The organism is Streptomyces sp. S4.7 (assembly GCF_010384365.1).
Lineage (GTDB): Bacteria > Actinomycetota > Actinomycetes > Streptomycetales > Streptomycetaceae > Streptomyces.
The window spans coordinates 4865566-4891042 of record NZ_CP048397.1; the positions used below are offsets into that span (position 1 = coordinate 4865566).

Below are 25477 nucleotides of genomic sequence, written 5' to 3' on the forward strand. Positions count from 1 at the left end.
GACCGGCTGCCCGATGGGCCACCGACCGCCGCCGCGCGGTGCCGCGTGTCCGTCGCCGGGGCGATCGGGCGGTCCCTGAGCGTTTCCGGCGCGATGGCGGTTGTCTCCGGCGGGCCCGCGGCGGGGCGCCCGGACGTCCCGCCGGCCGACGGTGGTCGGTCAGGCGCCGACCTGTTCCACCGGGACGCCCATCACCTCGCGGGCGTGGCGGTTCGGGACCATGCCGAGGCGCCAGGCCTGCCAGCCGTCCTCCAGCGTGACGCCGCGCTCCAGCATCACCGCGAACGTCTCCGCGCACTCCTCCAGCTTGCCGTCGCGCGTCGCGTGCCGCGCCGCCGTCAGTTCGGCCAGTTCCTGCTCCGCCACCACCGATCCGACCTCGACGCCGCCCGCCGAGCCGTACGGCAGCAGCGTGCAGCGCAGGAAGCGGGCCCAGTCGGCGCCGCGGTGGTCGCCGTACGAGGTGAACAGCGCCGTCGCCTCGTCGCACAGAGCCAGCGCCTGGACCGCCTTGCTGTTGCCCGCGTCCACGATCGCGAGCTCCAGACACGTCCACGCCTCGCCGTGCGCGACACCGATCCGGCGGAAGTCCGCGCGGGCGTCGACCAGCAGCTGCCGGGCGAAGCCGGAGTTACGGAGATTGCCGGTCTGCGCCGCCCGCTGGTCGCGGGTGACCCGGCCCGAGTGGTGCCGGGCGCAGGCCAGCCCGTACACGTCGCGCATCCGGGAGAACATCGAGCGTGCCCGCTCCAGTTCGCGTACCGCCTGCGCCGCGTCGCCGCACTCCTCCAGCGCCTGGCCCAGGTAGTACAGCGTCCACGCCTCGCCGCGCGCGTCCTCGTTGTCCCGGTGCCTGGCCAGCGCCTGGCGGAACTGGTCCGCCGCCGACTCCGGTTCGTTGTCCACCAGCCGGGCCCGCGCCAGCTGCGTCAGCGCCCACGCCTCGCCGCGGCCGTCACGCGTGCGGCCGTACAGGTCCAGCGCCTGGCCCAACTCCGCCTCGGCGAGCGGGACATCGCCCAGCCGCAGACACACCTGCCCGAGCTGGAAATGCGTCCACGCCTCACCGTGCAGCGACTCGCCCTCGCGGTGCAGGACCAGCGCCGTCGACAGCAGTGCGACCGCCTCGTTGAGATTCGCCCGGTCACGTTCCACCGCGGCCAGCGCGTGCAGCGTCCACGCGCGGTCGGCCCCGAGCCGGGCCGGGGCCTGGAGGTCGAGCGCCTCGCGCAGCTTCGCCGACGCCTCCGTCAGATTGCCCTGGTGGTGCAGCGTGATGCCGAGCGAACAGAGCGCGCGGGCCACACCCGCGTCGTGATGCGCCTCCCGGTAGAGGTCGACCACCGACGTCAGGGTCGTGCGCGCCTTGTCCAGCTCGCCGAGCTGCCGGGCCGCGATACCCGTACGCCACTGCACGGAACGGGCCAGCAGCCCCTGGTCGACGGCCTGCGTCAACTCGCTGATCTCACCGAGCCGGTAGAGGTCCCCGCGCAGCAGGCAGTAGTCGCAGAGCGCGCCCAGCAGGGCCAGTACCGCAGCCTGGTCGACACCCTCCGCGTGCCGCAGCGCCGCGGTGATGAAGCTCGACTCGTCGTCCAGCCAGCGCAGCGCGGCGTCGAGCGAGGCGAAGCCGTGACCGCCGAACTGGTCGGCGCGCGTGGACGTCTTGCCGTCGACCAGCCGGATCACCGAGTCGGCGAGCTCCGAGTAGTTCTTGATGAGCCGTTCCTGCGCGGCCGTGCGGTCCGCGGCCTCCTCCTCGTCCAGCAGCCGGGCGAGCGCGAAGTTCCGTACGACGTCGTGGAGCCGGTAGCGGCTGGCCCGTACGTGGTCGATCAGGCCCGCGCGGGACAGCACCGTCAGCAGCCGCTCGGCCTCCTGCTCGTCGGTGGCCAGCAGCGCGGCGGCGGCAGCGGCGCCGAGCGACGCCCTTCCCGCCAGCGCGAGCCGCCGCAGCAGCCTGCGCCCCTGGTCGCTCTGGTCGGTGTGGCGCAGCCACAGCGCCCGTTCGGCCGGGTCGACCGGGCCGTACGCCTCCAGATCCGTGGCCAGCTGGTGCGACGTACGCGAACCGAGCGACGAGCCCGCGACACGCAGAGCCAGCGGCAGACCGCCGCACAGCTCGCCGATCCTGTCGATGGCCTGGGCGTCGTAGGGTCCGCCCACCGGCTCCTCGCCGGCGGCGCGCAGCAACTCCTCGCAGCCCGCGCCGTCCAGGGCCTCCACCGGCAACTGGTGCACCCACGCCGGGGTGTCCGCCGGCAGCTCGACGGGCTGACGGGACGTCACCAGCACCAGACTGTCGGAGCGTTCGGGCACCAGCGTGCGGATCTGCTCCGCGTCGGAGGCGTCGTCGAGCACGATCGTCACCGGCAGACCGGTCAGATGCTGGTGGTACAGCTCGCTCAGCCGCCGCACCTGCTGCTCGGGCGACGACCGCTCACGGAACAGCAGTTGCTCGCGGGGCGCGCCCAGCCGGTTCAGCAGATGGAGCAGCGCGTCCCGCGTCGACAGCGGCGCCTCGCCCGCGTCCCCGCCCCGCAGGTCCACCACGCACGCCCCGCGGAACTGGTCCCTCAACTGGTGTGTCGCCCGTACGGCGAGCGTGGTCCGGCCGGACCCCGGCGCGCCGTACAGCACGACGACCGTCGGCTTCGTCTCCGTCGACGCGCGCGCCGCGTGCACCCAGCGCGCGATCTGCCCGATCGCCTCGCGACGGCCCGCGAACGGGCCGTCGGACTGCGGGAGATGACCGAAGGACTGCTCCAGCACACTGCGCCTGCGGGCGGCGGCACTGCGGTCGGCGCCGCGCAACTGCGGGACCACGGTGGGCTTCTTGGTCGTACGCCGCGTCGCCTGGGTCAGTACCCGCTGCTGATCCAGGTACGGGCGGATGCCCCGTACCTCCAGGGCCGTCAGCCACTGGAGCCTCAACTGCTCGACGTCGCCCGGCTGTCCGGCCGCTCCGCCGCGTCCCGCCGGGTGGCCGTTGGAGGCCACCTTCGCCACGGCCGTCGCCCCGCCGACGACGCCGACGATCACGCCCGTGCCGACGGCCGTCTCCGCGCCCGTACCCAGAGCGACGTCCGCGACGACCGCCGACGCGGCGGCGACGACCGCCACCAGGGCGGGAGTTCCGAGCGCGCCCCTGCCGAACCGCTCCGACATCGGCCGCCGCGCGGCCTCCGCCTCGTCCGACGCCGCCTCGTACAGCGCGTACTCGTCGGCGGCGGACTCCGCGATCGCCTCCAACGCGCCCCGCCCGCGCGTCAGTAGGACATTGCCGTCGATCCGTCCGCCGGAGCGCCGCACCTCTTCCTCGACGGCGCGTACCAACAGCTTCTCCGCCTCGGTCCGATGGCTGTCCCGCATATGCATCCCCCTCCGAGAGCATCCGGTGCATTGACCTGCCCCGGGCCCGTCCTGCGATCCGGCCCCGCGCCAGTGTCCTGCGCGAGACCCGCGAGCGCGAGGCGGCCGGCCGGGCCCGCGGCGGCCGATGTCGCCGGTCCGGAGCCGGGTGCCTGCGCGCGTATCCGGTGCGTACGTGTGCCCGTACTTCGGCGTACGGGTGCCTGTACGTCTTGCCCGCGCGGCGCCCGTGTTACGCCCGCGGCGGAAAGAGCCCGGTCAGGGGCGCCGGCGCGTGGCCCGCGGCAGGGACCCCGGCTTACGCTCGGGACGGCGGGTGTCGTGCCGGTCCACAGCTGACGGAGGAATCCATGGGTGAAGGCGTCCTGCGTGCCGTTCCCGGTCCCGGCCGCGACGAAGGGCCCGACGATCCGCTGATGCGCGACCTCGTGGGGGCCGCGCTGCGCCGGGCCCGGCTGCGGCAGGGCCGCACGCTCAAGGACGTCGCCGACCGGGCGCAGGTGTCACTGCCGTATCTCTCGGAGATCGAGCGCGGGCGCAAGGAACCGTCGTCCGAGGTGCTCGCGGCGGTCTGCCGCGCGCTCGGTCTGCATCTGGTCGACCTGTTGGGCGCGCTGCACTCCGACCTGTCGACGCCGTGGACGACCGCGCACCGCTCCACGGTGCGCTCCGCCCGCGACGGCGGGACCGGGGCACTGCTCCTCGCGGCGTGACCCGCCGGACGGGCGGACCGAGCCCGTCCGGCGGTCGAGGGCGGACCGCCGTCCGCCCCGCGCCCCCTCGTCCCGCTCTACCGGCCGCGTTCCGCGAGTTCGCGAGTGGTGATCACACCGTCCACCAGGCCGTACTCCTTGGCCTGCGCCGCCGTGAAGTACTTGTCCCGGTCGGTGTCCTCCCGCAGCCGCTCCACGCTCTGACCCGTGTGGTGCGACAGGATGTCCTCGATCTCGGCCCTCGTGCGCAGCACCTCCGCCGCCTGGATCTCCAGGTCCGCCGCCTCACCCTGCCCCTGCGTGGACGGCTGGTGCAGCAGCACCCGCGAGTGCTGGAGCGCCGTCCGTTTGCCGGGCGCGCCCGCCGCGAGGAGTACGGCGGCGCCGGAGCCCGCCTGGCCGAGACAGACGGTCGCGACGTCCGCCCGTACGAACTGCATCGTGTCGTAGATCGCGGTCAGCCCGGTGGCCGAGCCGCCGGGGGAGTTGATGTAGAGGCAGATGTCCATGTCGCTGCTCTCGTGGTCGAGATGGAGCATCTGCGCCATGACCACGTTCGCGACGCCGTCGTCGATCGACGTGCCGAGGAAGATGATCCGCTCGGAGAGCAGCCGGCTGAAGACGTCGTAGGAACGCTCGCCGTTCGGTGTCCGCTCGACGACCACGGGGACGGTGTACTGCCCGCTCATGCCGCGGCCCCCTTGCCCGTGGTGCGGGCACCGCCGGCGGCGCGCGTACCGCCGGCGGCGCGCGTACCGCCGGCGCTGCCCGCGGGCTCGAAGCCGAAGCCGCTCGCCGCGTCACCGCCCAGCTCCGCCACACCGCGTACGACGCGGTCGACGAAGCCGTACTCCTTCGCCTGCTCCGCCGTGAACCACCGGTCCCGGCGCTGGTCGGCCGCGATCGTCTCCAGGCTCTGGCCGCAGTGCTCCGCGATCAGCTTCTGCATGGTGAGCTTGGTGTACGCGAGATTCTCGGCCTGTACGGCGATGTCGGCCGCCGTCCCGCCGAGCCCGCCGGACGGCTGGTGCATCATGATCCGCGCGTTCGGCAGGGCGTAGCGCTTGCCGGGTGTCCCCGCGCAGAGCAGGAACTGGCCCATGCTGGCCGCGAAGCCCATCGCCAGGGTGGCGACGTCGTTCGGGATGAACCGCATGGTGTCGTAGATGGCCATCCCGGCGTGGACGGAGCCACCCGGGCTGTTCACGAACAGGACGATGTCGCGCCTGGGGTCCTCCTGCGACAGGAGCAGGAGCTGGGCACAGATCCGGTTGGCGATCGCGTCGTCCACCTGTTCGCCGAGCACCACGATCCTGCCGTGCTGAAGGCGGCCGGCGATCTGGTCGTCGAACGGCACCGGGGCGGTCTGCGCCGCCGCGAGCCGTGGAACGGTCGAGAGCATGTCTTCCTCCGTGACCCGGCCCCCGACGGCGGGTGCTCACCCACCTCGGCCGGTCCACTCCACCCTGCGGACGCGGCTTTGGCGGAGGCGAGCGATTCTGCCGTGCGGAGATCTCCTCTCGGCAGAGCGGCGCGCCGGATTGAAGGCCAACCGGCAACTTGCTGCACCGTCTTACGCATCGCGCGTAGATGTGCAATCTTGTCTGCATGACCGACGGCGCCACCCACGCGAGGCTCAACTGACGCTCTGTCAGGGCGAGTTGAGAATTCGTGGGGGATCGGTGCGGTCTGGCGTGCTACGCGCGTAGTTGCACCTCCCCGTCCCCCACCGAAGAGGAAAGACTGTGAACAAGGTCATCAGAAGCGCCGCGGTCGGCGTCTCCGCCGTCGCCCTCGCGTTCTTCTCGTTCCCCGCGGCGGCCCAGGCCGCCCCCGCCGACACCAAGGCCCCCGCCGGCGCGCTGGCCAAGCTCAGCCACGCCACCGCCGCCGCCCAGCTCAGCAACGCCGGAATCGGCATCCGCTCCAGCGGCGGCTGTTCGGACCGCAACAACCCGACCTGTACGTCTCTCGACCAGGTGAACTCCGCGACGATCCAGGGCGCGATCACCCTCAAGGGCGCCACCGGCTGCGCCATGACCGTCACCGGCGGCACCGAGACCGGCCACGCGTCGGGCACCTACAGCCACTGGAACGGCTACAAGCTCGACTTCGCCATGTCGAGCTGCCTGACCAACTACATCACCGGCACGTTCACGTCCATCGGCGGCAGCAAGTGGCAGTCGGGCTCCGGGAACATCTACTACAACGAGTCCAACCACTGGGACGTGACCTACTACAACTGCGGCGGCTGCTGACGGTCCCACAGCTCGACCTGGTGGAAACCCGAAGGGTGCTCCCTCGCACACGGGGGCGAGGGCGCACCCATTCGTCGCTTGCCCCTGTGCTCGGTCACGGGGGAACGATCTTCCGGCGCCGTCAGATGGCTCCCAGATCCACGGTGACGGAGTAGGGCGCGGCGGCCTTGATCACGCCGGTGAACATCTCGCCGTCCCTGTACGCCTTGGTGGCGGGGTCGAGGACGTAGGTGTAGATGATCGGGACACCGGTCGCGGCCTGTTCGATCCGCCAGTAGAAGGGGATGCCCGCCTTGGCGTACTGGTCCACCTTCACGATCCGGTCGGTGGTCTCCGAGCCGGGCGACACGACCTCGACGACCAGGAGTACATGCTCCGGGCGGGTGGGGGTGAGGTCGATCGTCTCCGCCCGGTAGACGGTGACGTCCGGACGGCGGTTGGTGAGCGGCACGTCCTGCAGGCGGACGTCGAAGTCCGTGTCGGCGTTCCAGTCCGGGCCCGCGGCGGTGTCCAGGGCATTGGCCAGGATTCGGGCCAGCCGGTTGTGCCGTTTGGACGCGCTCGGGCTCACAACGACCATTCCGTCCACGATCTCGATGCCGGCGCACTGCTCCTCGGACCAGGAGTCGTACTGCTCCGCGCTGATCTGCGTATGCATCCACGCGGGCGCCACCATCTCGGCGGTCATGGTGTACCTCCTTCGAGGAGCCTCGACAGGTCCGGCGCTGCTGGGTTCAGCCTACTGTCCGGTGACGCCGGGGTGCCGGACCCGCAGGAGCGTGATGGGCTCCTTCCGCGATGTGACGGCGTGCAGGCCGAGTGGGTCGGGCACTGTGAGAGGCTGGGGCGTATGAACCGGTTGGCTGGTGTGACCTCGCCTTATCTGCTTCAGCACGCAGACAATCCGGTCGACTGGTGGCCCTGGACGCCGGAGGCTTTCGAGGAAGCCCGGCGGCGTGATGTGCCCGTGCTGCTGTCGGTTGGCTACTCCGCGTGCCACTGGTGCCATGTGATGGCCCACGAGTCCTTCGAGAACGAGGCCACGGCGGAGTACCTCAACGCGCACTTCGTGAGCGTCAAGGTCGACCGTGAGGAGCGGCCCGACGTCGATGCCGTCTATATGGAGGCGGTGCAGGCGGCGACGGGGCAGGGTGGGTGGCCGATGACCGTCTTCCTCAACGCGGAGGGGGAGCCGTTCTACTTCGGTACCTACTTCCCGCCCGCGCCCCGGCACGGCATGCCGTCCTTCCGGCAGGTCCTCGAAGGCGTCAACTCCGCCTGGACCGACCGGCGTGCGGAGGTCGGTGAGGTCGCCGGCCGGATCGTGGGAGAACTCGCCGGGCGCTCCCTCGCACACGGGGGCGAGGGCGTGCCCGGCGAGGAGGAGCTGGCTCAGGCGCTGCTCGCGCTGACGCGGGACTACGACCAGAGACACGGCGGCTTCGGCGGCGCGCCCAAGTTCCCGGCGAGCATGGTGGTGGAGTTCCTGCTCCGCCACCACGCCCGCACCGGGGCCGAGGGCGCGCTCCAGATGGCGTCCGACACCTGCGAGGCGATGGCACGCGGCGGGATCTACGACCAGCTCGGCGGCGGGTTCGCCCGCTACTCGGTCGACCGCGAGTGGGTGGTTCCGCACTTCGAGAAGATGCTCTACGACAACGCCCTGCTCTGCCGCACGTACGCGCGGCTGTGGCGGTCCACCGGTTCCGATCTCGCGCGGCGGGTCGCGCTGGAGACCGCCGACTTCATGGTGCGTGAACTGCGCACCGCCGAGGGCGGGTTCGCCTCCGCGCTGGACGCCGACAGTGACGACGGTGCGGGCAGGCACAGAGAGGGCGCGTACTACGCCTGGACACCCGGACAGCTCACGGACGTACTCGGCGAGGCGGACGCGGAGTTCGCCGCCCGGTACTACGGCGTGACCGGGGAAGGCACCTTCGAGGAAGGCGCCTCCGTCCTCCAACTCCCGCAGGGCGAAGGGGTCGTGGACGCGGCGCGGGTCGATTCCGTACGGCAGCGGCTTCTCGCGGCCCGTGACACCCGGCCCCGCCCGGAGCGGGACGACAAGGTCGTCGCAGCCTGGAACGGGCTCGCGATCGCCGCGCTCGCCGAGACCGGCGCGTACTTCGAACGGCCGGATCTCGTCGAACGGGCGACCGAAGCCGCGGATCTGGTCGTGCGGGTGCACATGGACGAGACGACACGGCTGGCCCGTACCTCCAGGGACGGCCGCGTCGGGGCCAACGCCGGTGTGCTGGAGGACTACGGCGATGTCGCCGAGGGCTTCCTGACGCTCGCCGGGGTGACCGGCGAAGGCGTGTGGCTCGACTTCGCGGGATTCCTCCTCGACACCGTCATCGAGCGGTTCACCGGCGAGGGCGGCGCCCTGTACGACACGGCGCACGACGCCGAGCCGCTGATCCGCCGGCCCCAGGACCCGACGGACAACGCCACCCCGTCCGGCTGGACCTCGGCCGCCGGAGCCCTGCTCTCGTACGCCGCCCACACCGGCTCGGCGGCCCACCGCACCGCCGCCGAGGGGGCACTCGGCGTCGTCAAGGCCCTCGGTCCGCGCGCCCCGCGCTTCATCGGCTGGGGTCTCGCCGTCGCCGAGGCGCTGCTCGACGGGCCGCGCGAAGTCGCCGTGGTGGGTCCGCGCGGTGACGCCGCGACGGCTGGGCTGCACCGTACGGCGCTGCTCGGGACGGCGCCGGGAGCCGTCGTCGCGGTCGGTGAGCCGACGGCCCGGGAGGCGTCCGGCGAGCCGGAGTTCCCGCTGCTCGCGGACCGGCCGCTGGTCGACGGGCGGGCCGCCGCGTATGTGTGCCGGAACTTCGTCTGCTCGGTCCCGACCACCGAAGTGGACGCGCTGGCCGAGCAGTTGACCGTACGCCTGTAGCAACGACCGCGCCCGAGGCACAGTTCGGGCCGGTTGTGAAGCATGCAAAATCGGACGTAATTACAGAGTTCATCGAATTGGCCCCTCTGTCGTCACACTTCCCCCCTATCTTCATCACGAAGGGCACGCAGTAAGTGCGCATGGGGGGCATGCGTACAGGGTGATACCGGGGGGACCGGCGGCCAGGGGGGCCTTGCCGCGGTTCACCCTTGGCCGAGGGGGGCCATGTGGTCACGTCCGTATTCATCGCTGCCGTTTCGCTGGCGCTGTTCTGGATGGCGGCGTTCACGCTGTGGTGGCAGATGCACGCGTGGCGTACGCCGGAGACGCTGGCGGCGACACGATTCGACCGGCCGGACGGGGGGCCGGCGCGTTCGTTCTCGCTGCTCCTGCCCGCCCGTCATGAACAGGCGGTCCTTGAGCACACCATCGAGCGGCTGCTGGAATCCAGCCACTCCAGTTTCGAGATCATCGTCATCGTCGGACACGACGACCCCGAGACCGCGGAGGTCGCCGAGCGGGCCGCCGCCCGCGACCCCGCCCGGGTCCGGGTCGTCGTCGACACCCATCTCGCGAAGAACAAGCCCAAGGCGCTGAACACGGCGCTGCCGCACTGCAACGGCGAGGTGGTGGGGGTCTTCGACGCCGAGGACCAGGTCCACCCGGAGCTGCTCACCCATGTCGACCACGCCTTCCGCTCCACCGGCGCCGACGTCGTCCAGGGCGGCGTCCAGCTGATCAACTTCCACTCCAGCTGGTACAGCCTGCGCAACTGCCTGGAGTACTTCTTCTGGTTCCGCAGCAGGCTGCACCTGCACGCGCAGAAGGGCTTCATCCCGCTGGGCGGCAACACCGTCTTCGTCCGCACCGACGTGCTGCGCGCCGCGGGCGGCTGGGACCCCGACTGCCTCGCCGAGGACTGCGACCTGGGCGTACGGCTCTCCAGCATCGGCAAGAAGGTCGTCGTCGCCTACGACTCCGACATGGTCACCCGCGAGGAGACGCCCGACTCGCTGGTGTCGCTGCTGAAACAGCGCACCCGCTGGAACCAGGGCTTCCTCCAGGTCTACCGGAAGAACGACTGGCGCCAACTGCCCACGCCAGGGCAGCGGTTGCTCGCCCGCTACACGCTGATGACACCCTTCTTCCAGGCGACCACCGGCGTCGTCATCCCGCTCAACGTGGCCATCGCGCTCTTCCTCGACGTACCTGTCGGGATCGCCTTCGTCACCTTCCTGCCGGCCGTCACCGCGCTGGTGACCTTCGTGTTCGAGCTCGTAGGACTCCACGACTTCGGCAAGCAGTACGGGCTCAAGGTCCGTGTCACGCACTATCTCAAGCTCGTCGTCGGCGGCCCCTTCTATCAGGTGCTCCTGGCCGGTGCCGCCGTCCGCGCCGTCTGGCGCGAGCAGCGCGGCCGCCGTGACTGGGAGCTGACCAGCCATGTCGGCGCGCATCTCACCCGAGAGGACATCCACGCGTGACCTCGATCCTCCCCGCGGAGGCGACGGAGACGGCCACCGGCCGGACCACCGAAACCGCCCCCGCGAAGATCCCCCCTGCCCCGGGCAGGACGACCGCCCCCGGCACCGGACCCGCACCGGGCCCGGCCGGGTCGGGTGACCAAGGGCAACTCGACCAACGGTCACTCGGCCAACAGCGCCCCGACCAGCTCCGACCCGACCAGCTCCGACCCGACCAGCTCCGACCCGACCAACGGCCGCTCGACAAGCGGCGGTTGCTCATACGGCCCGTCGTCCGCTTCCGTACCTCGCGCGCCGATCTGGTCCTCTGCGCCGCCCTGCTCCTGGTGATCATGGCCGTCCAGGGCTGGAACATCCAGCACTACCCGACCCTCAGCGACGACGAGGGCACCTATCTCGCCCAGGCGTGGGCCGTCCAACAGGGCGACGGACTCGCCCACTACACCTACTGGTACGACCACCCGCCGCTCGGCTGGATCCAGATAGCCGCGCTCACCTGGCTGCCCTCGCTCGTCGCCCCGGAATCGATGACCGTCGGCGCCATGCGCTTCGCGATGCTGCTGGTCAGCGCGGCGAGCGCGGTACTGCTCTACATACTGGCCCGGCGTCTGTGGCTGCCGCGCTGGGCCGCCGGACTTGCGATGGCACTGTTCGGGCTCTCCCCGCTCTCGGTCGTGCTGCAACGGGAGATCTTCCTCGACAACATCGCCGTCATGTGGATGCTGCTCGCCTTCTGTCTGGCGGCGTCGCCCAACCGGCACCTGTGGCACCACTTCGCCGCCGGGATCGCCGCCGCCGTCGGGGTGCTCACCAAGGAGACGATGCTCATCGTGCTGCCGGCCGTGCTGGTGACGATGTGGCGCAACGGCCACCCCGACACCCGTAAGTTCGCGGTCACCGGAGCCATCACGGCCTGCGCGGTCATCGGCCTCTCGTACCCTCTCTTCGCCCTGCTCAAGGGCGAGTTGCTGCCCGGCGACGGCCATGTGTCGCTGTGGGACGGCGTCATGTACCAGATGAGCAGGCCCGGCTCCGGCTTCGTACTCGACTCGGGATCCGGCTCGCACGGCGTCCTGCGGTCATGGCTCTACTACGACCGGATCCTGCTGCTCGGCGGGATGGCCGGTGCGCTCCTGCTGCTCCTGACCGTCCGCTGGTCCGTCACCGGGCGGGCACTCGCCGGCCCCGCCCTGGCCGTCGCGATACTCACCGCCGTCGCGATGCGCCCCTCCGGCTACCTCCCGGCGATGTACGTCATCCAGGGTCTGCCGTTCCTCGCCCTGATGCTCGCGGGGGGCGCGGCCAGCGTCTCGCACGCGCTGCTGCGCAGAGGACGCGGGCCGGACGAGCCACGGGGACTGACCGCCGTACGGTGGACGGCCGTCGTCGCGCTCGTGGCCGCCTCCGTCGCGTACGTCGCACCCCGCTGGTACGACGGCAACCGCACCGCCCTGACCACAGACGCCAACGCCCCCTACCGGGCCGCCGCCTCCTGGATGGCGACCGAGGTGCCCGACCCGGCCGGCACCCGCGTCCTCGTGGACGACGCGATGTGGCTGGACCTGGTGCACGCGGGATACCGGCCGGGTCTCGGCGCCATCTGGTTCTACAAGGCCGACCTGGACCCCGCCGTGACGAAGACGATGCCCGGCGGCTGGCGCGACATCGACTACGTCGTGGCGTCACCGACCGTCCGGCGCGACGCCCGTGACCTGCCACGAGTGCGCGACGCGCTCAACCATTCCAGAGCCGTGGCCGTCTTCGGGGACGGCGAGGACCGGATCGAGATCCGCCGGATCACAAACGTCGCGGGAGGCGAACGATGAGCATTCTTCCTGTCCCCCCGCGGGGGACCGGCGAACTCGGCGACGCGGAGCTGGAGTCGACGGCCGTCGCCGAGCCGGGTGCTGTCACCGTCATCATCCCCACGTTCAACGAGGCCGCGAACGTACGGGAGTTGCTGCGGCAGCTGACGGAGTCCGTACCGTCCAGGCTGCCGTGCGAGGTGCTGTTCGTGGACGACTCCACGGACGGCACCCCGGAGGCGATCGAGGAGGCCGCGCAGGACTGCCCGTTCCCCGTCGCCGTCATCCACCGCGACGAACCGGTCGGCGGCCTCGGCGGCGCGGTCGTCGAAGGGCTGCGCACCGCCTGCTCCGAATGGATCGTCGTCATGGACGCAGACCTCCAGCATCCGCCGTCCCTGGTACCGGAGTTGGTTGCCGCCGGTGAGCGCTCCTGTGCCGATCTCGTGGTCGCCAGCCGGTACGTCGACGGCGGCAGCAGGGCCGGACTCGCCGGCGGCTACCGCGTCGCCGTCTCCCGCGCCGCCACCTGGCTCACCAAGGGCCTCTTCCCGCGCCGGCTGCGCGGCATCAGCGACCCGATGAGCGGCTTCTTCGCCATCCGCCGCAGCGCCGTCACCGCGGACGCGCTGCGCCCGCTGGGCTACAAGATCCTTCTCGAACTGGCCGTACGGTGCCGGCCGCAGCAGGTCGCGGAGGTGCCGTTCGTCTTCCGCGACCGGTTCGCGGGTGAGTCCAAGTCGACGGCCAGGGAAGGGATGCGGTTCCTGCGGCATCTCGTCGAACTGCGCACGGCGTCGCCCCTCGCCCGGATGGTGGCCTTCGGACTGATCGGACTGACCGGCTTCGTACCGAACCTCCTCGCGCTGTACGGGCTGACGGGCGCGGGCATGCACTATCTGCCGGCCGAGATCGTCGCCAACCAGTTCGGGGTGGCGTGGAACTTCGTCCTCATCGAACTTCTGCTGTTCCGCGGCCGGCGGGGCCACCGGCACTGGGCGGACCGGGTGGGGCGCTTCGCGCTCCTCGCCAACGCCGATCTGCTCCTCCGGATTCCGCTGATCGCCCTGCTCGTGGGGGAGTTCGGGGTGGAGGTCATGCCCGCGACGGTGCTGGCGCTGCTCGCGACGTTCGTGCTGCGGTTCGCGGGGACCGAGGCGCTGGTGTACCTGCCGAAGCGCAAGTGGGGCCGCTCGCGCGGACGCACCGCCGACGCCGCCGACGCCGCCGCCGGACCCGAAAGTGCCGGTGCCTCCCGCACCGTCTCCGCCACCCCTACCGGGAGGAGCGGCTGATGACCCCGTTCCGCCGACCGCCCGCCCGGCGCAGCCGCCGTACCGCGCTGCTCGCCGTCACCGCGATGACCGCCGGACTGCTGCTCAGCGTCCAGCAGCCCGCCACCGCCGGCCCCAACCTCGTCAAGAACCCCGGCTTCGAGACCCCCGGCGCCGGGGGCGGCGCCGCGATGCCGGACTGCTGGTCGCAGTCCGGCTGGGGTGACAACGACTTCACCTTCGCCACCGTCGCCGACGCGCACAGCGGCACCAAGGCGCTCAGGGTCGAGCTGAGCCGGCGGGTCGACGGTGACCGCAAGGCGCTGGTCACCGAGTCGGCGGCGTGCGCGCCCGCCGTACAGGAGGGGAAGCAGTACGACCTCTCCCTCTGGTACAAGTCGACGACACCGGACACGGCGATCACGCTCTTCCGGCACGACACGACGGCCGGCTGGCAGTACTGGACCGACCTCAAGGCCCTTGACCTCAGCGCCGGTTACCAGCGCGCCGAGGTCCGTACCCCCGTCGTGCCGCCCGGCACCGACCGGATCAGCTGGGGCGTCTCCGTCTTCGGCACCGGCAGCGCCACCACGGACGACTACGGCATGGAGGAGGTCGCCGTCCCCGCGCCCGACCCGGAGTGCACCGGCACGGCGGCCGACTGCGCCGACGGCCGCTGGGAGGTGCTGGAGACCGAGAACCCGGTGCGCTCCATGCACTCCGTGGTCCTCAACAACGGCAAGGTGCTGCTGATCGCCGGTTCCGGCAACGACCCGGAGGCGTTCGAGGCCGGGACCTTCACCTCGGCGGTGTACGACCCGGAGGACGGGACGTACACGACGATCCCCACGCCCGACGACATGTTCTGCTCCGGACACGTGCAACTCTCCGACGGCCGCGTGCTGGTGATGAGCGGCAACAAGGGCTATCCCGCGGCGGACGGCACCATCGGCTACCAGGGCTACAAGGACTCGTACGTCTTCGACCCGGCCACCGAGACCTACAGCAGGACCAACGACATGAACGACGGGCACTGGTACCCGTCCGCCACGATCATGGGCAACGGTGACGTGCTGTCCTTCGGCGGGCTGCGCGAGGACTCCACCGGCTCGGTGACGGCCGAGCGGTGGTCGGCGGCCGAGGAGGAGTGGCTGCCGCTCCGGCAGGTGAACCAGACCTGGTCGTACTGGGGTCTGTACCCGGCGATGGTGCTGATGCAGGACGGCCGGCTCTTCTACACCGGCAGCCACACCTTCGGCAACGGCACACCCGGCACCGGCTCCTCGATCTACGACTACGACGCCAACACCGTCACGGACGTGCCCGGCCTGCGGAACAAGGACGAGCGCGACCAGTCGACGAGCGTGCTGCTGCCGCCCGCCCAGGACCAGAAGGTGCTCACCATCGGTGGCGGGAACATCGACTCCAACCCGGAGGCGAACCGGCTCACCGACATCATCGACCTGAAGGAGCCGAACCCGCAGTACCGTGCCGGGCCGCCGCTGCCGCAGGGCACCGTCGACCTGGGCGGCCCCGGCGGTCCGCAGCCGCAGACCGGTGCGCAGGGCAAGATGTACGGCTCCGCGGTGCTGCTGCCCGACGGCAAGGTGCTGGAGACGGGCGGCGGGCTGCACAACCGGGCCAACCCGGTCTTCTCGACCTCGGTCTTCGACCCGGTGACGGAGACGTACGACGTGGTGGCCACCGACCCGGAGGCGCGCGGCTACCACTCGTCGGCGTTCCTGCTCCCCGACGGCCGGGTGATGACGACGGGCGACAACCCGGGCAACGGCTCCTGGAACCACCAGGTGTCGCTCTACACACCGCCGTACCTGTTCAAGGGGCCGAGGCCGGAGATCACTTCGCTGATCGACCCGGAGTGGAACTACGGCGACACGCAGCGGATCACCGTCGACCGGCCCATCGCCAAGGCCGAGTTGATCCGTCCGGCGGCGGTGACGCACTCGTCGGACCCCAACCAGCGGTTCGTCGACCTGCCGTTGACGGTCGACGGGAACACCGTCGATCTGAATGTGACGGGCAATCCGAATCTGGCGCCGCCCGGGTGGTACATGCTCTTCGCGGTCGACGCCAACGGAGTCCCGTCGGTGGCCGAGTGGGTGAAGCTGGGCGGCCCGGCGGCGCTGGCGGAGAAGTCCGCGCACGGCGGGCATCACGACTTCGCGGGCGAGTTGGCGAAGCCCGCCAAGAAGCCCGCGAAGAAGCGGAGTTCGGTGCCGGTGAGCCCGCAGATCTCGGGCTGCGACCGGCACTACGGTTCGGCGAACGTGTGCGTGCCGACGGTCTTCCCGGAGACGGTGAAGGCGACGAAGGGCAGGACGGTGACCCGGGCGCGCTGCGACTGGCTCGCCGCGAACGGCTACGGCCCGCTGAAGGTCAACGGCAAGGACGACCCGCTGCGTCTGGACCCGGACGGGGACGGGAGGGCGTGCGCCTGAGGAGCGCCGGCGGGCTGCACGGCTCGTGGGCCGCGTCTGTCCTCGCTCGCCGGACGGGCTCGAAACGCGAGTCCGGCGAGCGAGGACGAACCGGCTGCCCGGCGGGCCCGGTCTCGGCCCGGGGCTCGGCCCGGGTCGTGTCTTCGAAGTAGCGCCGTCCGCCCGCGGGCCGGGCGGGACTCGGAAGACGGGTCCTGGGCCGGTCTGACGAATCCCATTCGAAGATCACGCACCACTTGTGCACCACAGCTGGCGGTCATTCCTGGCGGAGATGCCAGTCGTGACCTTCGTTTCGCCGTTCTCCCGCCGGTACAGCCGCCGTTCCGTGATCACGGGGGTGGCTCACTCCACCGACGCGCGGCTGCGGCCTGCTCACAGGTGGGCGTCCAGGAACTCCCCGAGGGCTGTCCTGGACATCGGACCGCTCCCGGCCGCCGTCGCCCCGCCCCGATCGATCAGCACCAAGGAGGGCGCGCCGGTGACGCCGTACCGCCGTACGGGGCCGGGGCACCTTGCGATGTCGGCCCGAACGACGATCAGTCGGCCCTGGCAGACGTCGGCCACCTCCCGTACCAGGGCGTCCATTTCCTTGCACGCTGCCGCGGCCTTGGGCCACACCCCGTGGAAGTACGCGAGCACCGGCACGTCCGCCCTCGCCAGGATGAACTCGAACTCGGCTTCCTCATGCGGTCGTTGGACCCTGTTCGCCATCGGCACTTGCTGACGCTCCACTCGGTGCGAGGCAGTGGGCGCCTCCTTGTGTCTTTCGACCGCGACGGCCGTACCGCCCGTCAGGGGGCCCTGCGCGCTCGGGCGGCCTTGCGGGCCTCGGCCATCGTGCGCGCCTCCGCGGCCTTGCGGGATTCCTTCGGCGGGCGGCCCGCGCGGGTACCCAGACCCCGGAACGCCGCGTTGCCGGTCCTCGCCCCGTCCTGCACCGGCGGGCGCTTCGCGCCTGTGATGCTGGTCAGCCTCTCCTCGCCGGAGCGAACCTGAGCGACCGTGGGCCGGATCCCGGCATCCGACATCATCCGGTTCACGTCCCGGCGCTGGCCGGGCGTGACCAGCGTGACCACGCTGCCGGACTCCCCGGCACGCGCGGTGCGCCCGCCGCGGTGGAGGTAGTCCTTGGGGTCGGAGGGCGGATCCACGTTGACGACGAGGTCCAAATGCTCGATGTCGATGCCACGGGCAGCGACGTTGGTGGCCACCAGCACCGTGACCGCCCCGTCCTTGAACTGGGCCAGCGTGTGCGTGCGCTGCGGCTGCGACTTCCCGCTGTGCACAGCACCCGCCTTTATGCCGCTGCTCCGCAAGTGACGGGTGAACTGGTCCACACCGTGCTTGGTGTCCAGGAACATCAGCACCCGCCCGTCCCGAGCCGCGATCTCGGTGGCTGTCACGTACTTGTCGGCGGGATGGACGTTCAGTACGTGGTGCTCCATCGTCGCGACCGAGCCCTCCGCCCGATCGACCGCGGCGAGCACCGGCTCATTCAGATACTGCCCGACCAGCTGATCGACGTTGCGGTCGAGCGTCGCGGAGAACAGCATCCGCTGCCCGCCGGGGGGCGTCCGGTCCAGGGTCTCCGAGACCTGCGGCAGGAAACCCATGTCGCACATCTGGTCCGCCTCGTCCAGCACCGCGATCCGCACCCGGTCCAGGTGACAGTCCCGCCGGGCGACGAGATCGGCCAGCCGTCCCGGCGTCGCCACCACGACCTCGGCACCCGCCCGGAGCGCCGCCACCTGCCAGCCGATCGCCAGCCCGCCGACCACAGTCACCGAGCGGAGCCCGAGCGCCTCCGCGTAGGGATCCAGTGCCTCGCTCACCTGCTGCGCGAGTTCCCTTGTCGGCACCAGGACCAGCGCGAGAGGGCGCTTCGGTTCGGCGCGCCGACCCGCCGTACGTGCGAGGAGCGCGAGCCCGAAGGCGAGGGTCTTTCCCGAGCCGGTCCGCGCGCGGCCGAGGACATCGCGGCCGGCCAGCGCGCTCGGCAGGGTGGCCGCCTGGATCGGGAACGGCTCCCGTATCCCGAGCCCCGCCAGCACCCCCATCAGCTCGACGGGCAGTTCCAGCTCCGCGAAAGAGCCGGCCGGTGGGAGGCCGGGCGACCGTGTCCCCGGCACCGAGAGCTCGCCCCGCGGGGCCCTCCCCCGGTCGGACCTGCCGGGTCCAAAGCGACCGGAGGCCGACTGCTTCGACTTCATTGGGGGTTCCTCGTTTCGGCGCCCTGAACGGACCTGGGCCCGTGCCTTGTCCGGCACGGGCCCAGGCTCTCTGCAAGCGTGACCCGACCTTACCAGCGCGGGCCTCGCGCCGGCCGTCCCGCGGCCCGGCCGGGCACCCGCCCCGGGGACCGTCACGCGCTGAAGGCCGGTAAGCCCATCGACATCCGGGATGCTCTTGCCGAGCGGTACGAGGGGTCCTGCCGAAGGTGACCGGGCGCTGGACGTGATTGCCCCGCAGCTGGACACCGTGGCGGGCACGGTCGGGGTGCGATCCCGGCACACAGGAGGGGCGCGAGCGAGGGGGCGTCCCGGTCGTCGGGAAGCGGGTGGGCGAAGGCCGCCGGAACCAGGGCCAGGGGCCCTGTCCCGATGGGCCCCGGCCGCTCGACAGCCCAGCGGTGCGGAGTCCCAGCGGCGGCGAAGGTCATGGTTCCAGCGTGCGGCGGGTGGGCTGCCGGGGCAGACGGATCCGCTCGTGCCACGAGAAGCGCACGAGGCGTGGCGTCGACGGAGGCGCGATTTCAGGTCGAGGTCCGCGCCGCGTCCGGCGGCGGGGCCGGCAGCGTCATCGTGAACACGGTGCGGCCGGGTCGGCTCTCGACGTCCACCGTGCCTCCGTGGGCATGGACCACCGCGTGGACGATCGCCAGACCCAGTCCGGTGCTGCCCGTCGTACGCGAGCGGCCGTGGTCGGCGCGTACGAAGCGACCGAAGACCTCGGGCAGCAGGTCCTCGTCGACACCGGGACCATGGTCGGTCACGGTCAGCCGGACGCGGCTGTCGTCGGCGGACAGCCGGACGATCACTTCGGTGCCCGCCGGGGTGTGGGTGCGGGCGTTGGCGAGGAGATTCCCGATGGCCTGGTGCAGTCGGTGTTCGTCGCCCTGCGCCGTCACCGATTCCTCGGGCAGGTCCAGCAGCCAGCGGTGATCCGGACCGGCGGCGCGCGCGTCGTCCGTGGCGTCGAGGACCAGCCGGGTCAGGTCGACCCGGGAACGGCCGAGGGCACGCCCCGCGTCGATGCGGGCGAGCAGCAGCAGGTCGTCCACCAGGCGGCTCATCCGCTCGGACTCGGACTGGATACGGTCCAGCGCGCGGCGTACCTCGGCCGGTACGGGGCTCGTGGTCCGGAGCGCGAGTTCCGCGTGTCCGCGGATGTTCGCCACGGGTGTGCGCAGTTCGTGGCTGGCGTCCGCGGCGAAATGCCGCAGGCGTTCCTCGCTGGCCTGTCGTCGTTCCAAGGCGTCGCCGACGTGCCCGAGTATGCGGTTGACGGCGGTGCCGACCTGCCCCACCTCGGTGCGCGGGTCACCGACCGGTACGGGCTGCGGCATGGCGACCTCACCGCTGGCCAGGGGCCGCTCGGCCACGCTCACCGCCGTACTGGTCACCCGGCGCAGAGGGCGCAGCGAGACGTGTACCCAGAGCGCTCCCAGAATCCCGGTGATCACGAGGGCGGCGGTGAACACCGCCGCCTCCACCCCTTCGATCCGGTGCACCGTCTCCTCGACGGCGCGCAGCGGCAGGCCGGTGATGAGGACATCCCCGTGGGCTCCGTGGATGGCGGTGAGGCGGTAGGCGCCCAGCTCCGACAGTCTCCGGCTGTAGATGTCCCCGTCGACGGGCAGGCGTTCGAGCACCTGTCGGTCGGCGCTGGGCAGACGCACTTCGGCATCCGCCTCGTCCGTGACGACCGCCGCCTCGTCGATCGACCCGTTCAGCAGGCGGGCGCCGAACGTGCCTGCCGACTGGCCACGGGTGTCGGGCATGTTGCCGGCGTCGGGACGGGCCCCGTGCTCCAGGCTTGCCGCGAACCGCCCTCCGGAGGAGGTGAGTTGCTGGTCGAGGCGCTGTACGAGGAAGCCTTCGAGCGCGAGGACCGTGGTGATCCCCACCGCCAGGCACGCCATGGCGAGGAGCATCACCATCCCGGTGGTCAGCTGCCCCCGGAGGGTGCGCGGCAGCGGGATCCGGCGAAGTCCCGGTCTCATCAGCACCCCGGCTTCAGGACGTAACCCACGCCGCGCACGGTGTGGATCATCGCCGGTCGGCCGGTGTCGATCTTCTTGCGCAGGTAGCTGATGTACAGCTCCACGACGTGCGCGCGGCCACCGAAGTCGTAGGACCAGACCCGGTCGAGGATCTGTGCCTTCGAGAGCACTCGGCGGGGGTTGCGCATCAGGAACCGCAGGAGTTCGAACTCCGTACGGGACAGCTCCACGAGATCACCCCCACGGGTGACCTCCCGCGCCTCCTCGTCCATCACCAGTTCGCCGACGACCAGCCGGTCGTCGCTCGGCTCACGCGCCATTCCGGCCCGGCGCAGCAGGCCGCGCAGCCGGGCCAGGACCTCCTCCAGGCTGAAGGGCTTCGTCACGTAGTCGTCGCCGCCCGCGGTGATGCCGGCGACGCGGTCCTGGACCGAGTCGCGTGCGGTCAGGAACAGTACGCACACGTTGTCCAGGTCGCCCCGCAGGCCACGCAGGACGTGCAGGCCGTCCATGTCGGGAAGCATCCAGTCCAGCACGACGGCGTGCGGGCGGAACACGCGCGCGGTCTCCACCGCGGAAGCGCCGTCGTGCGCGGTCCGCACCTGCCAGCCCTCGCCCGACAGGGCGCCGTCGAGGACCTCCAGGAGATCCGGTTCGTCGTCGACGACCAGGACCCGTACGGGGCCGCCGTCGCTGCCCCGCAGTGCCCGGGGTGAGGAACTCTCGTCGTTGTTCATGGTTTCTCCAGCATCCTCCCGAATCGTGCCCGCGGGGCTCTGGGCTCGCTCTGAGTTCCCTCTGAACGCGTCGGCGGTCACCCGTCTCAGAGAAACCTCAGAAGTTGCGCTGCGACGGTGGTGAGCAACCAGGGAAGGGGACCCATGCGCACGACGACGAAAGCGCGGCACCGGGCAGAGCGTGCTCCACGGCTGCGACGGCCGCGTTCGATGATCCCCCTGACCGTCCAGAGCGCGATCTGGCTGGGCGCCGCGGGTGTTCTCGGCCTCTGGTGGAGTGGCACGGCATCCGTCGCCGGGGCCGACGCGTGGCTGACCGACGCGGGCCGGATCACCGGGCTCCTCGCGGGCTACGCCTGCGCCGTACTGGTCGCGCTGATGGCCAGGGTCCCCCTCCTCGACCACAGCATCGGCACCGACCGGCTCGCGCGCTGGCACGCCATGGGCGGCCGGTACACGATCTCGCTGATCCTCGCCCACACGCTGCTGAACATCTGGAAACACGCGCTGACGTCGGGCGGAGTGATGAGCCGGACGAGCAACCTGGTCCTCCACTACCCGGGCATGCTCAACGCCACCGCCGCCTTCCTGCTGTTCGTCCTCACCGCGGTCGTCTCGGCACGCGCCGCGCGCCGCCGGATGCGCTACGAGACCTGGCACTACCTGCACTTCGCCACCTACGTGGCCGTCTTCCTGGGCTTCTTGCACCAGCTCAGCGACGGAGCAGACTTCGTCGGACACCTGCCGGCCCAAGTGGCCTGGTACACGCTGTACCTCACAGCCGCCGCCCTCGTCGGCTGGTACCGCTTCCTGCTACCCGTACGGCGTGCGCTGCGCCACCGGCTGCGGGTGACGGGCGTACGTCACGAATCCCCCGGCGTCGTCTCGGTCCATCTGACAGGTGAGCACCTGGAGGAACTGGGTGCGCGGCCGGGACAGTTCTTCCGCTGGCGCTTCCTGGCGGCCGGGCTGTGGTGGACCGCCAATCCGTACTCCCTCTCCGCGCCGCCGCTCTCCCACCGTCTGCGGATCACCGTGAAGGAGGCGGGGCGGCACAGCGCGGCACTGGCAGGGCTGCGGCCGGGCACCCGCGTGTGGGCCGAGGGGCCCTACGGCGCCTTCACGGCGGACCGCACCAGGTCCCGGAAGGTCCTGCTGCTGGCCGGGGGCGTGGGGATCACACCCCTCAGGACCCTTTTCGAGACCCTTCCGGGCGAGGTGACACTTGTCTACCGGGCCCGTCGCACGGAAGACCTGGCGCTGCGCACCGAGCTCGACGCGATAGCGGCGGCCCGGAGCGCCGTCGTGCACTACGTCGCGGGCGAACCCGCCTCCAGCCACTCGCCTCTGACGGCGCGCGCCCTCAGCACCCTGGTGCCGGACCTCTCCGCCCACGAGGTGTACCTGTGCGGCCCGCCCGGAATGACCGACACCGCGAAGGTCGCTCTGCGCGGCGCCGGGGTGCCCCGCCGCCACATCCACCACGAGTCGTTCGACTTCTGAGGAGGTCCGCCGTGCGCGGAGCCGTGATCGCCACCGCGTCGACCAGCGCCCTGGTCGTGCCGCTGCTCACCCTCGAACCGCACCAGCCGGGCAGCCCGGCGCTCGGGGAGGCCCCGTCCACAGGGACGTCGCCGGCCCCGCCGGGGACGGCGACACCACCGGGCGGACGGGTCACCGGTACCCACACCGGGGACCCCGTACCAAGCCGGTACGGCACGGTGCAGGTCGCCGCCACCGTCAAGGCCGGAAAGCTGACCGCGGTCAAGGTGCTCCAGGTGCCGTCCGGAAACGGACGCGACCGGGAGATCGCCGCCTACGCCGTGCCGCGCCCGACGCAACAGGCACCGAGCAGCCACAGCGCGCGCACCGACTCGGTCTCCGGTGCGAGCCACACCAGTCAGGGGTACCTCCAGCCCCCGCACAGCGAGCTGGACCAGGCCGGTGTCTGACACCACGCGTGGCCTGCGCCACGTCGAGCACGTCATGGGCACCGTCTTCTCCTTCGACATCCGCGACGAACGCGTCCCCGCGATCGAGGCGGCGCTGAGCGAAGCGGTCTCCTGGCTGCACCACGTCGACGAGGTGTTCTCCACCTACCGGCCGGACAGCACCGTAAGCCGCCTGGTCCGCCACGAGATCGAGCTCGCCGACTGCTCCGCGGAGGTACGCGAGGTCCTCGCCCTCTGCCGGAGCGCCGTACGGAACACCTGCGGCTGGTTCAGCCATCTCGCGACCGGCTTCCTCGACCCGTCGGGGCTGGTCAAGGGCTGGGCGGTGGAGGGCGCGTCCCAGATCCTGTACGAGGCGGGGGCCCGCAACACCTGCCTGAACGGTGGCGGAGACCTGCGGCTGAGGGGAGAGTCCGCACCGGGCGCTCCCTGGCGCATCGGGATCGCCCACCCGCTGCGCCCAGGAGAGCTGTGCGCGACCGTCGAGGCAGGCGACCTGGCCGTCGCCACGTCCGGGACGGCCGAACGCGGGGCCCACGTCGTCAACCCGCACCTCGGCACACCCGCGAACGGCCTGGCGTCGGTCACCGTGACCGGCGCCGGGCTCACGATGACCGACGTCAACGCCACCGCCGCTTTCGCGAGAGGGGAGTCGGCACGGGACTGGCTGGAATCACTCGACGGCTACGAAGGATTCGCGGTGCTTCCCGACGGGCGGTCGTGGCGCACCGAAGGCTTCCCCGGCGAGTCCTACGATCCCTCACCACCTACGATCACTGACCCCTTGGAATAGATCATCTAGAGCGCGAGCCCGCCCTTGAGCGTGTCCAGCGCGCGGTCGACGAGCACGGCCAGATCGTCCTTCTGGCCGTGTTCCGCCCAGTGGATCGTCACCTCGCGCAGCGCCGCCAGCACCGAGGCGGTGAAGACGAGAACCTCCAGGTCGCTCTCCTCGCGCCCCGTACGGTCCGCGACCGCGCGCGACAGCAGGAGCGAGGTCTCCGCCATCGTCTCCGTCATCCTGGCCCGTACGGCGGGGATCCCCACCATCAGCCTGCTGCGTCTGGCGAACTCCTCGGGCCGGTCGACGAGGATCGTCTCGACGGCGTGCCGCAGCACGGCCCGCACCGACTCCAGCGGCGGCTCGTCGGCCGGGCGGGCGCGGATCGCCGCCTCCATGAGGGGGGCGAACTCGTCGGTGAGGACGATGTCTTCCTTCGTCGGGAAGTAGCGGAAGACGGTGGACGGCGAGACCTCGGCCGCCGCCGCGATCTGTTCGACCGTGGTCGCCTCGTAGCCCTGCTCGTCGATGAGCCGGTACGTCGCTTCCCGGATCGCGACCCGGGTCTTGAGCTTCTTGCCTTCGCGCAGGCCCAGTCTTGGCTGCTGCGCGTCGTCGTCGGGGGAGAGGGGTGCGGAGGCGGCCATGCCGCTTATTGTCGGGCATCCACGGGTGCGCTCATCACGTCCTGACCGCCGCTGTCCGGTGGCGGCGCCGAGTGCGCCGGCCATCGCCGGCAGTGCCACGCTGAGGATCCCGGTGTCAGCTGTGCTGGTACGCCACCAGTGAGATCCCGACGTAGTGCACGACGAACGCGGCGAGCGTCAGGGAGTGGAAGACCTCGTGGAAGCCGAACCAGCGCGGTGACGGGTTGGGCCGCTTGAGTCCGTAGATCACACCGCCCGCGCTGTAGAGCAGCCCGCCGATGATGATCAGGACGAGGACGGCAATGCCGCCCGTACGCATGAAGTCCGGCAGGAAGAAGACCGCGGCCCACCCCATCGCGATGTAGCAGGGGGTGTAGAGCCAGCGCGGGGCGCCGACCCAGAAGACCCGGAACGCGATGCCCGCCACCGCCGCGCCCCAGACCGCCCAGAGCAGCGTCCGGCCGGTGGAGTCCGGCAGCAGCAGCATCGTCAGCGGGGTGTAGGTGCCCGCGATGATCAGGAAGATATTGGCGTGGTCGAGCCGGCGCAGTACGGCCTCGCCCCGGGGGCCCCAAGTGCCTCGGTGGTACACGCCGCTGACGCCGAAGAGCAGGCAGGCCGTGGCCACGTAGATCGCACAGGCGACCCGCGCCTTGGTCGAGTCGGCCATCGCGATCAGCACGATTCCCGCTATCACGACGGCCGGGAACATCCCCATGTGCAACCAGCCGCGCATCACCGGCTTGACCGGGGTCGGCAGCTGGATCTCGGTCGGCCCCCCTTCGGGTGGTCGGGGGTTCGAAAGCGAGTCGGACGCGGGAGAAGTCATGAGCTCATGCTACCTACGGGACCGTAGGTTCGGGTGGCTCTGTGG

20 protein-coding genes are annotated in these 25477 nt (G+C 71.3%); 10 read left to right on the forward strand and 10 right to left on the reverse strand.

Features of this window, described 5'->3' with window-relative positions; genetic code table 11:
* Positions 1-159: 159 nt before the first annotated feature.
* Positions 160-3372 (reverse strand): tetratricopeptide repeat protein, encoded by a 3213-nt coding sequence (locus SSPS47_RS21875; protein ID WP_203557896.1) that lies wholly within the window; start codon positions 3370-3372, stop codon positions 160-162.
* 350 nt (positions 3373-3722) lie between these two features.
* Between SSPS47_RS21875 and SSPS47_RS21880 the strand changes: the two genes are divergently transcribed.
* The gene (locus SSPS47_RS21880; protein ID WP_164252537.1) at positions 3723-4085 is read left to right on the forward strand and encodes a helix-turn-helix transcriptional regulator; all 363 of its coding nucleotides are present in this window, start codon (positions 3723-3725) and stop codon (positions 4083-4085) included.
* A 77-nt stretch (positions 4086-4162) separates the two neighbouring features.
* Here SSPS47_RS21880 and SSPS47_RS21885 read toward each other — a convergent pair whose 3' ends face one another.
* Both SSPS47_RS21885 and SSPS47_RS21890 read right to left on the reverse strand, forming a co-directional pair.
* Entirely contained in the window at positions 4163-4774 is a 612-nt protein-coding gene (locus SSPS47_RS21885) for an ATP-dependent Clp protease proteolytic subunit (protein WP_164252538.1), read from the reverse strand.
* Positions 4771-5487 (reverse strand): ATP-dependent Clp protease proteolytic subunit, encoded by a 717-nt coding sequence (locus SSPS47_RS21890; protein WP_164252539.1) that lies wholly within the window; start codon positions 5485-5487, stop codon positions 4771-4773. Before SSPS47_RS21890 ends, SSPS47_RS21885 begins: the two co-directional genes overlap by 4 nt.
* 343 nt (positions 5488-5830) lie before the next feature.
* Here SSPS47_RS21890 and SSPS47_RS21895 point away from each other — a divergent pair, with 343 nt between their 5' ends.
* Positions 5831-6343, forward strand: coding sequence for a hypothetical protein (locus tag SSPS47_RS21895; protein ID WP_239065014.1), 513 nt, complete (start codon positions 5831-5833; stop codon positions 6341-6343).
* A gap of 121 nt (positions 6344-6464) precedes the next feature.
* On the opposite strand, the gene SSPS47_RS21900 is transcribed toward SSPS47_RS21895, so the two are convergent.
* The gene (locus SSPS47_RS21900; protein WP_164252540.1) at positions 6465-7031 is read right to left on the reverse strand and encodes a Uma2 family endonuclease; all 567 of its coding nucleotides are present in this window, start codon (positions 7029-7031) and stop codon (positions 6465-6467) included.
* Between the two features lie 162 nt (positions 7032-7193).
* Here SSPS47_RS21900 and SSPS47_RS21905 point away from each other — a divergent pair, with 162 nt between their 5' ends.
* The 5 genes from SSPS47_RS21905 (at position 7194) to SSPS47_RS21925 (ending at position 16264) form a co-directional block, all read left to right on the forward strand.
* Positions 7194-9242 (forward strand): thioredoxin domain-containing protein, encoded by a 2049-nt coding sequence (locus SSPS47_RS21905; protein ID WP_164252541.1) that lies wholly within the window; start codon positions 7194-7196, stop codon positions 9240-9242.
* Between the two features lie 227 nt (positions 9243-9469).
* A complete protein-coding gene (locus SSPS47_RS21910; RefSeq protein WP_147874146.1) occupies positions 9470-10726 on the forward strand; it encodes a glycosyltransferase in 1257 nt (418 codons plus the stop codon).
* A 254-nt stretch (positions 10727-10980) separates the two neighbouring features.
* Complete coding sequence (locus SSPS47_RS21915; protein ID WP_164254831.1) at positions 10981-12552, forward strand: phospholipid carrier-dependent glycosyltransferase; 1572 nt, start codon at positions 10981-10983, stop codon at positions 12550-12552.
* Positions 12549-13826, forward strand: a complete 1278-nt coding sequence (locus SSPS47_RS21920) for a glycosyltransferase family 2 protein (protein WP_164252542.1) — start codon at positions 12549-12551, stop codon at positions 13824-13826. Before SSPS47_RS21915 ends, SSPS47_RS21920 begins: the two co-directional genes overlap by 4 nt.
* A 65-nt stretch (positions 13827-13891) precedes the next feature.
* Positions 13892-16264, forward strand: coding sequence for a galactose oxidase-like domain-containing protein (locus tag SSPS47_RS21925; RefSeq protein ID WP_164254833.1), 2373 nt, complete (start codon positions 13892-13894; stop codon positions 16262-16264).
* Between the two features lie 372 nt (positions 16265-16636).
* On the opposite strand, the gene SSPS47_RS21930 is transcribed toward SSPS47_RS21925, so the two are convergent.
* The 4 genes from SSPS47_RS21930 to SSPS47_RS21945 all read right to left on the reverse strand — a co-directional run bounded on the left by SSPS47_RS21930 (position 16637) and on the right by SSPS47_RS21945 (position 21223).
* Positions 16637-16975 carry a thioredoxin domain-containing protein gene (locus tag SSPS47_RS21930; protein WP_164252543.1) on the reverse strand — a complete coding sequence of 113 codons (339 nt, stop codon included), beginning with the start codon at positions 16973-16975 and terminating at the stop codon, positions 16637-16639.
* Between the two features lie 80 nt (positions 16976-17055).
* A complete protein-coding gene (locus SSPS47_RS21935) occupies positions 17056-18474 on the reverse strand; it encodes a DEAD/DEAH box helicase (protein WP_164252544.1) in 1419 nt (472 codons plus the stop codon).
* A gap of 542 nt (positions 18475-19016) precedes the next feature.
* Positions 19017-20486, reverse strand: coding sequence for an ATP-binding protein (locus SSPS47_RS21940; RefSeq protein ID WP_164252545.1), 1470 nt, complete (start codon positions 20484-20486; stop codon positions 19017-19019).
* Positions 20486-21223, reverse strand: coding sequence for a response regulator transcription factor (locus SSPS47_RS21945; RefSeq protein ID WP_164252546.1), 738 nt, complete (start codon positions 21221-21223; stop codon positions 20486-20488). Before SSPS47_RS21945 ends, SSPS47_RS21940 begins: the two co-directional genes overlap by 1 nt.
* Positions 21224-21367: 144 nt before the next feature.
* Between SSPS47_RS21945 and SSPS47_RS21950 the strand changes: the two genes are divergently transcribed.
* From SSPS47_RS21950 to SSPS47_RS21960, 3 genes are read left to right on the forward strand one after another with little or no spacing between them, the layout of a single operon-like run.
* Positions 21368-22726: a ferredoxin reductase family protein gene (locus tag SSPS47_RS21950; RefSeq protein WP_164252547.1), complete on the forward strand. Its 1359-nt coding sequence runs from the start codon at positions 21368-21370 to the stop codon at positions 22724-22726.
* Positions 22727-22737: 11 nt separating this feature from the next.
* Positions 22738-23175: an FMN-binding protein gene (locus tag SSPS47_RS21955; protein WP_164252548.1), complete on the forward strand. Its 438-nt coding sequence runs from the start codon at positions 22738-22740 to the stop codon at positions 23173-23175.
* Entirely contained in the window at positions 23168-23968 is an 801-nt protein-coding gene (locus tag SSPS47_RS21960; RefSeq protein WP_164252549.1) for an FAD:protein FMN transferase, read from the forward strand. The genes SSPS47_RS21955 and SSPS47_RS21960 overlap by 8 nt, the downstream gene beginning before the upstream one ends.
* 5 nt (positions 23969-23973) lie before the next feature.
* On the opposite strand, the gene SSPS47_RS21965 is transcribed toward SSPS47_RS21960, so the two are convergent.
* On the reverse strand, positions 23974-24603 hold the full coding sequence (locus SSPS47_RS21965; protein WP_164252550.1) for a TetR family transcriptional regulator: 630 nt from the start codon (positions 24601-24603) through the stop codon (positions 23974-23976).
* 115 nt (positions 24604-24718) lie between these two features.
* The gene (locus SSPS47_RS21970; protein WP_239065316.1) at positions 24719-25339 is read right to left on the reverse strand and encodes a hemolysin III family protein; all 621 of its coding nucleotides are present in this window, start codon (positions 25337-25339) and stop codon (positions 24719-24721) included.
* Positions 25340-25477 lie beyond the last annotated feature (138 nt).

What these genes read in the sequence shown, in the direction of transcription:
- SSPS47_RS21940 (WP_164252545.1), bottom strand. Translation starts at nt 20,486, where the DNA reads ATGAGACCGGGACTTCGCCGGATCCCGCTGCCGCGCACCCTCCGGGGG.
- SSPS47_RS21945 (WP_164252546.1), bottom strand. Translation starts at nt 21,223, where the DNA reads ATGAACAACGACGAGAGTTCCTCACCCCGGGCACTGCGGGGCAGCGAC.
- SSPS47_RS21925 (WP_164254833.1), top strand. Translation starts at nt 13,892, where the DNA reads ATGACCGCCGGACTGCTGCTCAGCGTCCAGCAGCCCGCCACCGCCGGC.
- SSPS47_RS21880 (WP_164252537.1), top strand. Translation starts at nt 3,723, where the DNA reads ATGGGTGAAGGCGTCCTGCGTGCCGTTCCCGGTCCCGGCCGCGACGAA.
- SSPS47_RS21890 (WP_164252539.1), bottom strand. Translation starts at nt 5,487, where the DNA reads ATGCTCTCGACCGTTCCACGGCTCGCGGCGGCGCAGACCGCCCCGGTG.
- SSPS47_RS21905 (WP_164252541.1), top strand. Translation starts at nt 7,194, where the DNA reads ATGAACCGGTTGGCTGGTGTGACCTCGCCTTATCTGCTTCAGCACGCA.
- SSPS47_RS21930 (WP_164252543.1), bottom strand. Translation starts at nt 16,975, where the DNA reads ATGGCGAACAGGGTCCAACGACCGCATGAGGAAGCCGAGTTCGAGTTC.
- SSPS47_RS21935 (WP_164252544.1), bottom strand. Translation starts at nt 18,474, where the DNA reads ATGAAGTCGAAGCAGTCGGCCTCCGGTCGCTTTGGACCCGGCAGGTCC.
- SSPS47_RS21900 (WP_164252540.1), bottom strand. Translation starts at nt 7,031, where the DNA reads ATGACCGCCGAGATGGTGGCGCCCGCGTGGATGCATACGCAGATCAGC.
- SSPS47_RS21970 (WP_239065316.1), bottom strand. Translation starts at nt 25,339, where the DNA reads ATGCGCGGCTGGTTGCACATGGGGATGTTCCCGGCCGTCGTGATAGCG.
- SSPS47_RS21965 (WP_164252550.1), bottom strand. Translation starts at nt 24,603, where the DNA reads ATGGCCGCCTCCGCACCCCTCTCCCCCGACGACGACGCGCAGCAGCCA.
- SSPS47_RS21950 (WP_164252547.1), top strand. Translation starts at nt 21,368, where the DNA reads ATGCGCACGACGACGAAAGCGCGGCACCGGGCAGAGCGTGCTCCACGG.
- SSPS47_RS21875 (WP_203557896.1), bottom strand. Translation starts at nt 3,372, where the DNA reads ATGCGGGACAGCCATCGGACCGAGGCGGAGAAGCTGTTGGTACGCGCC.
- SSPS47_RS21920 (WP_164252542.1), top strand. Translation starts at nt 12,549, where the DNA reads ATGAGCATTCTTCCTGTCCCCCCGCGGGGGACCGGCGAACTCGGCGAC.
- SSPS47_RS21885 (WP_164252538.1), bottom strand. Translation starts at nt 4,774, where the DNA reads ATGAGCGGGCAGTACACCGTCCCCGTGGTCGTCGAGCGGACACCGAAC.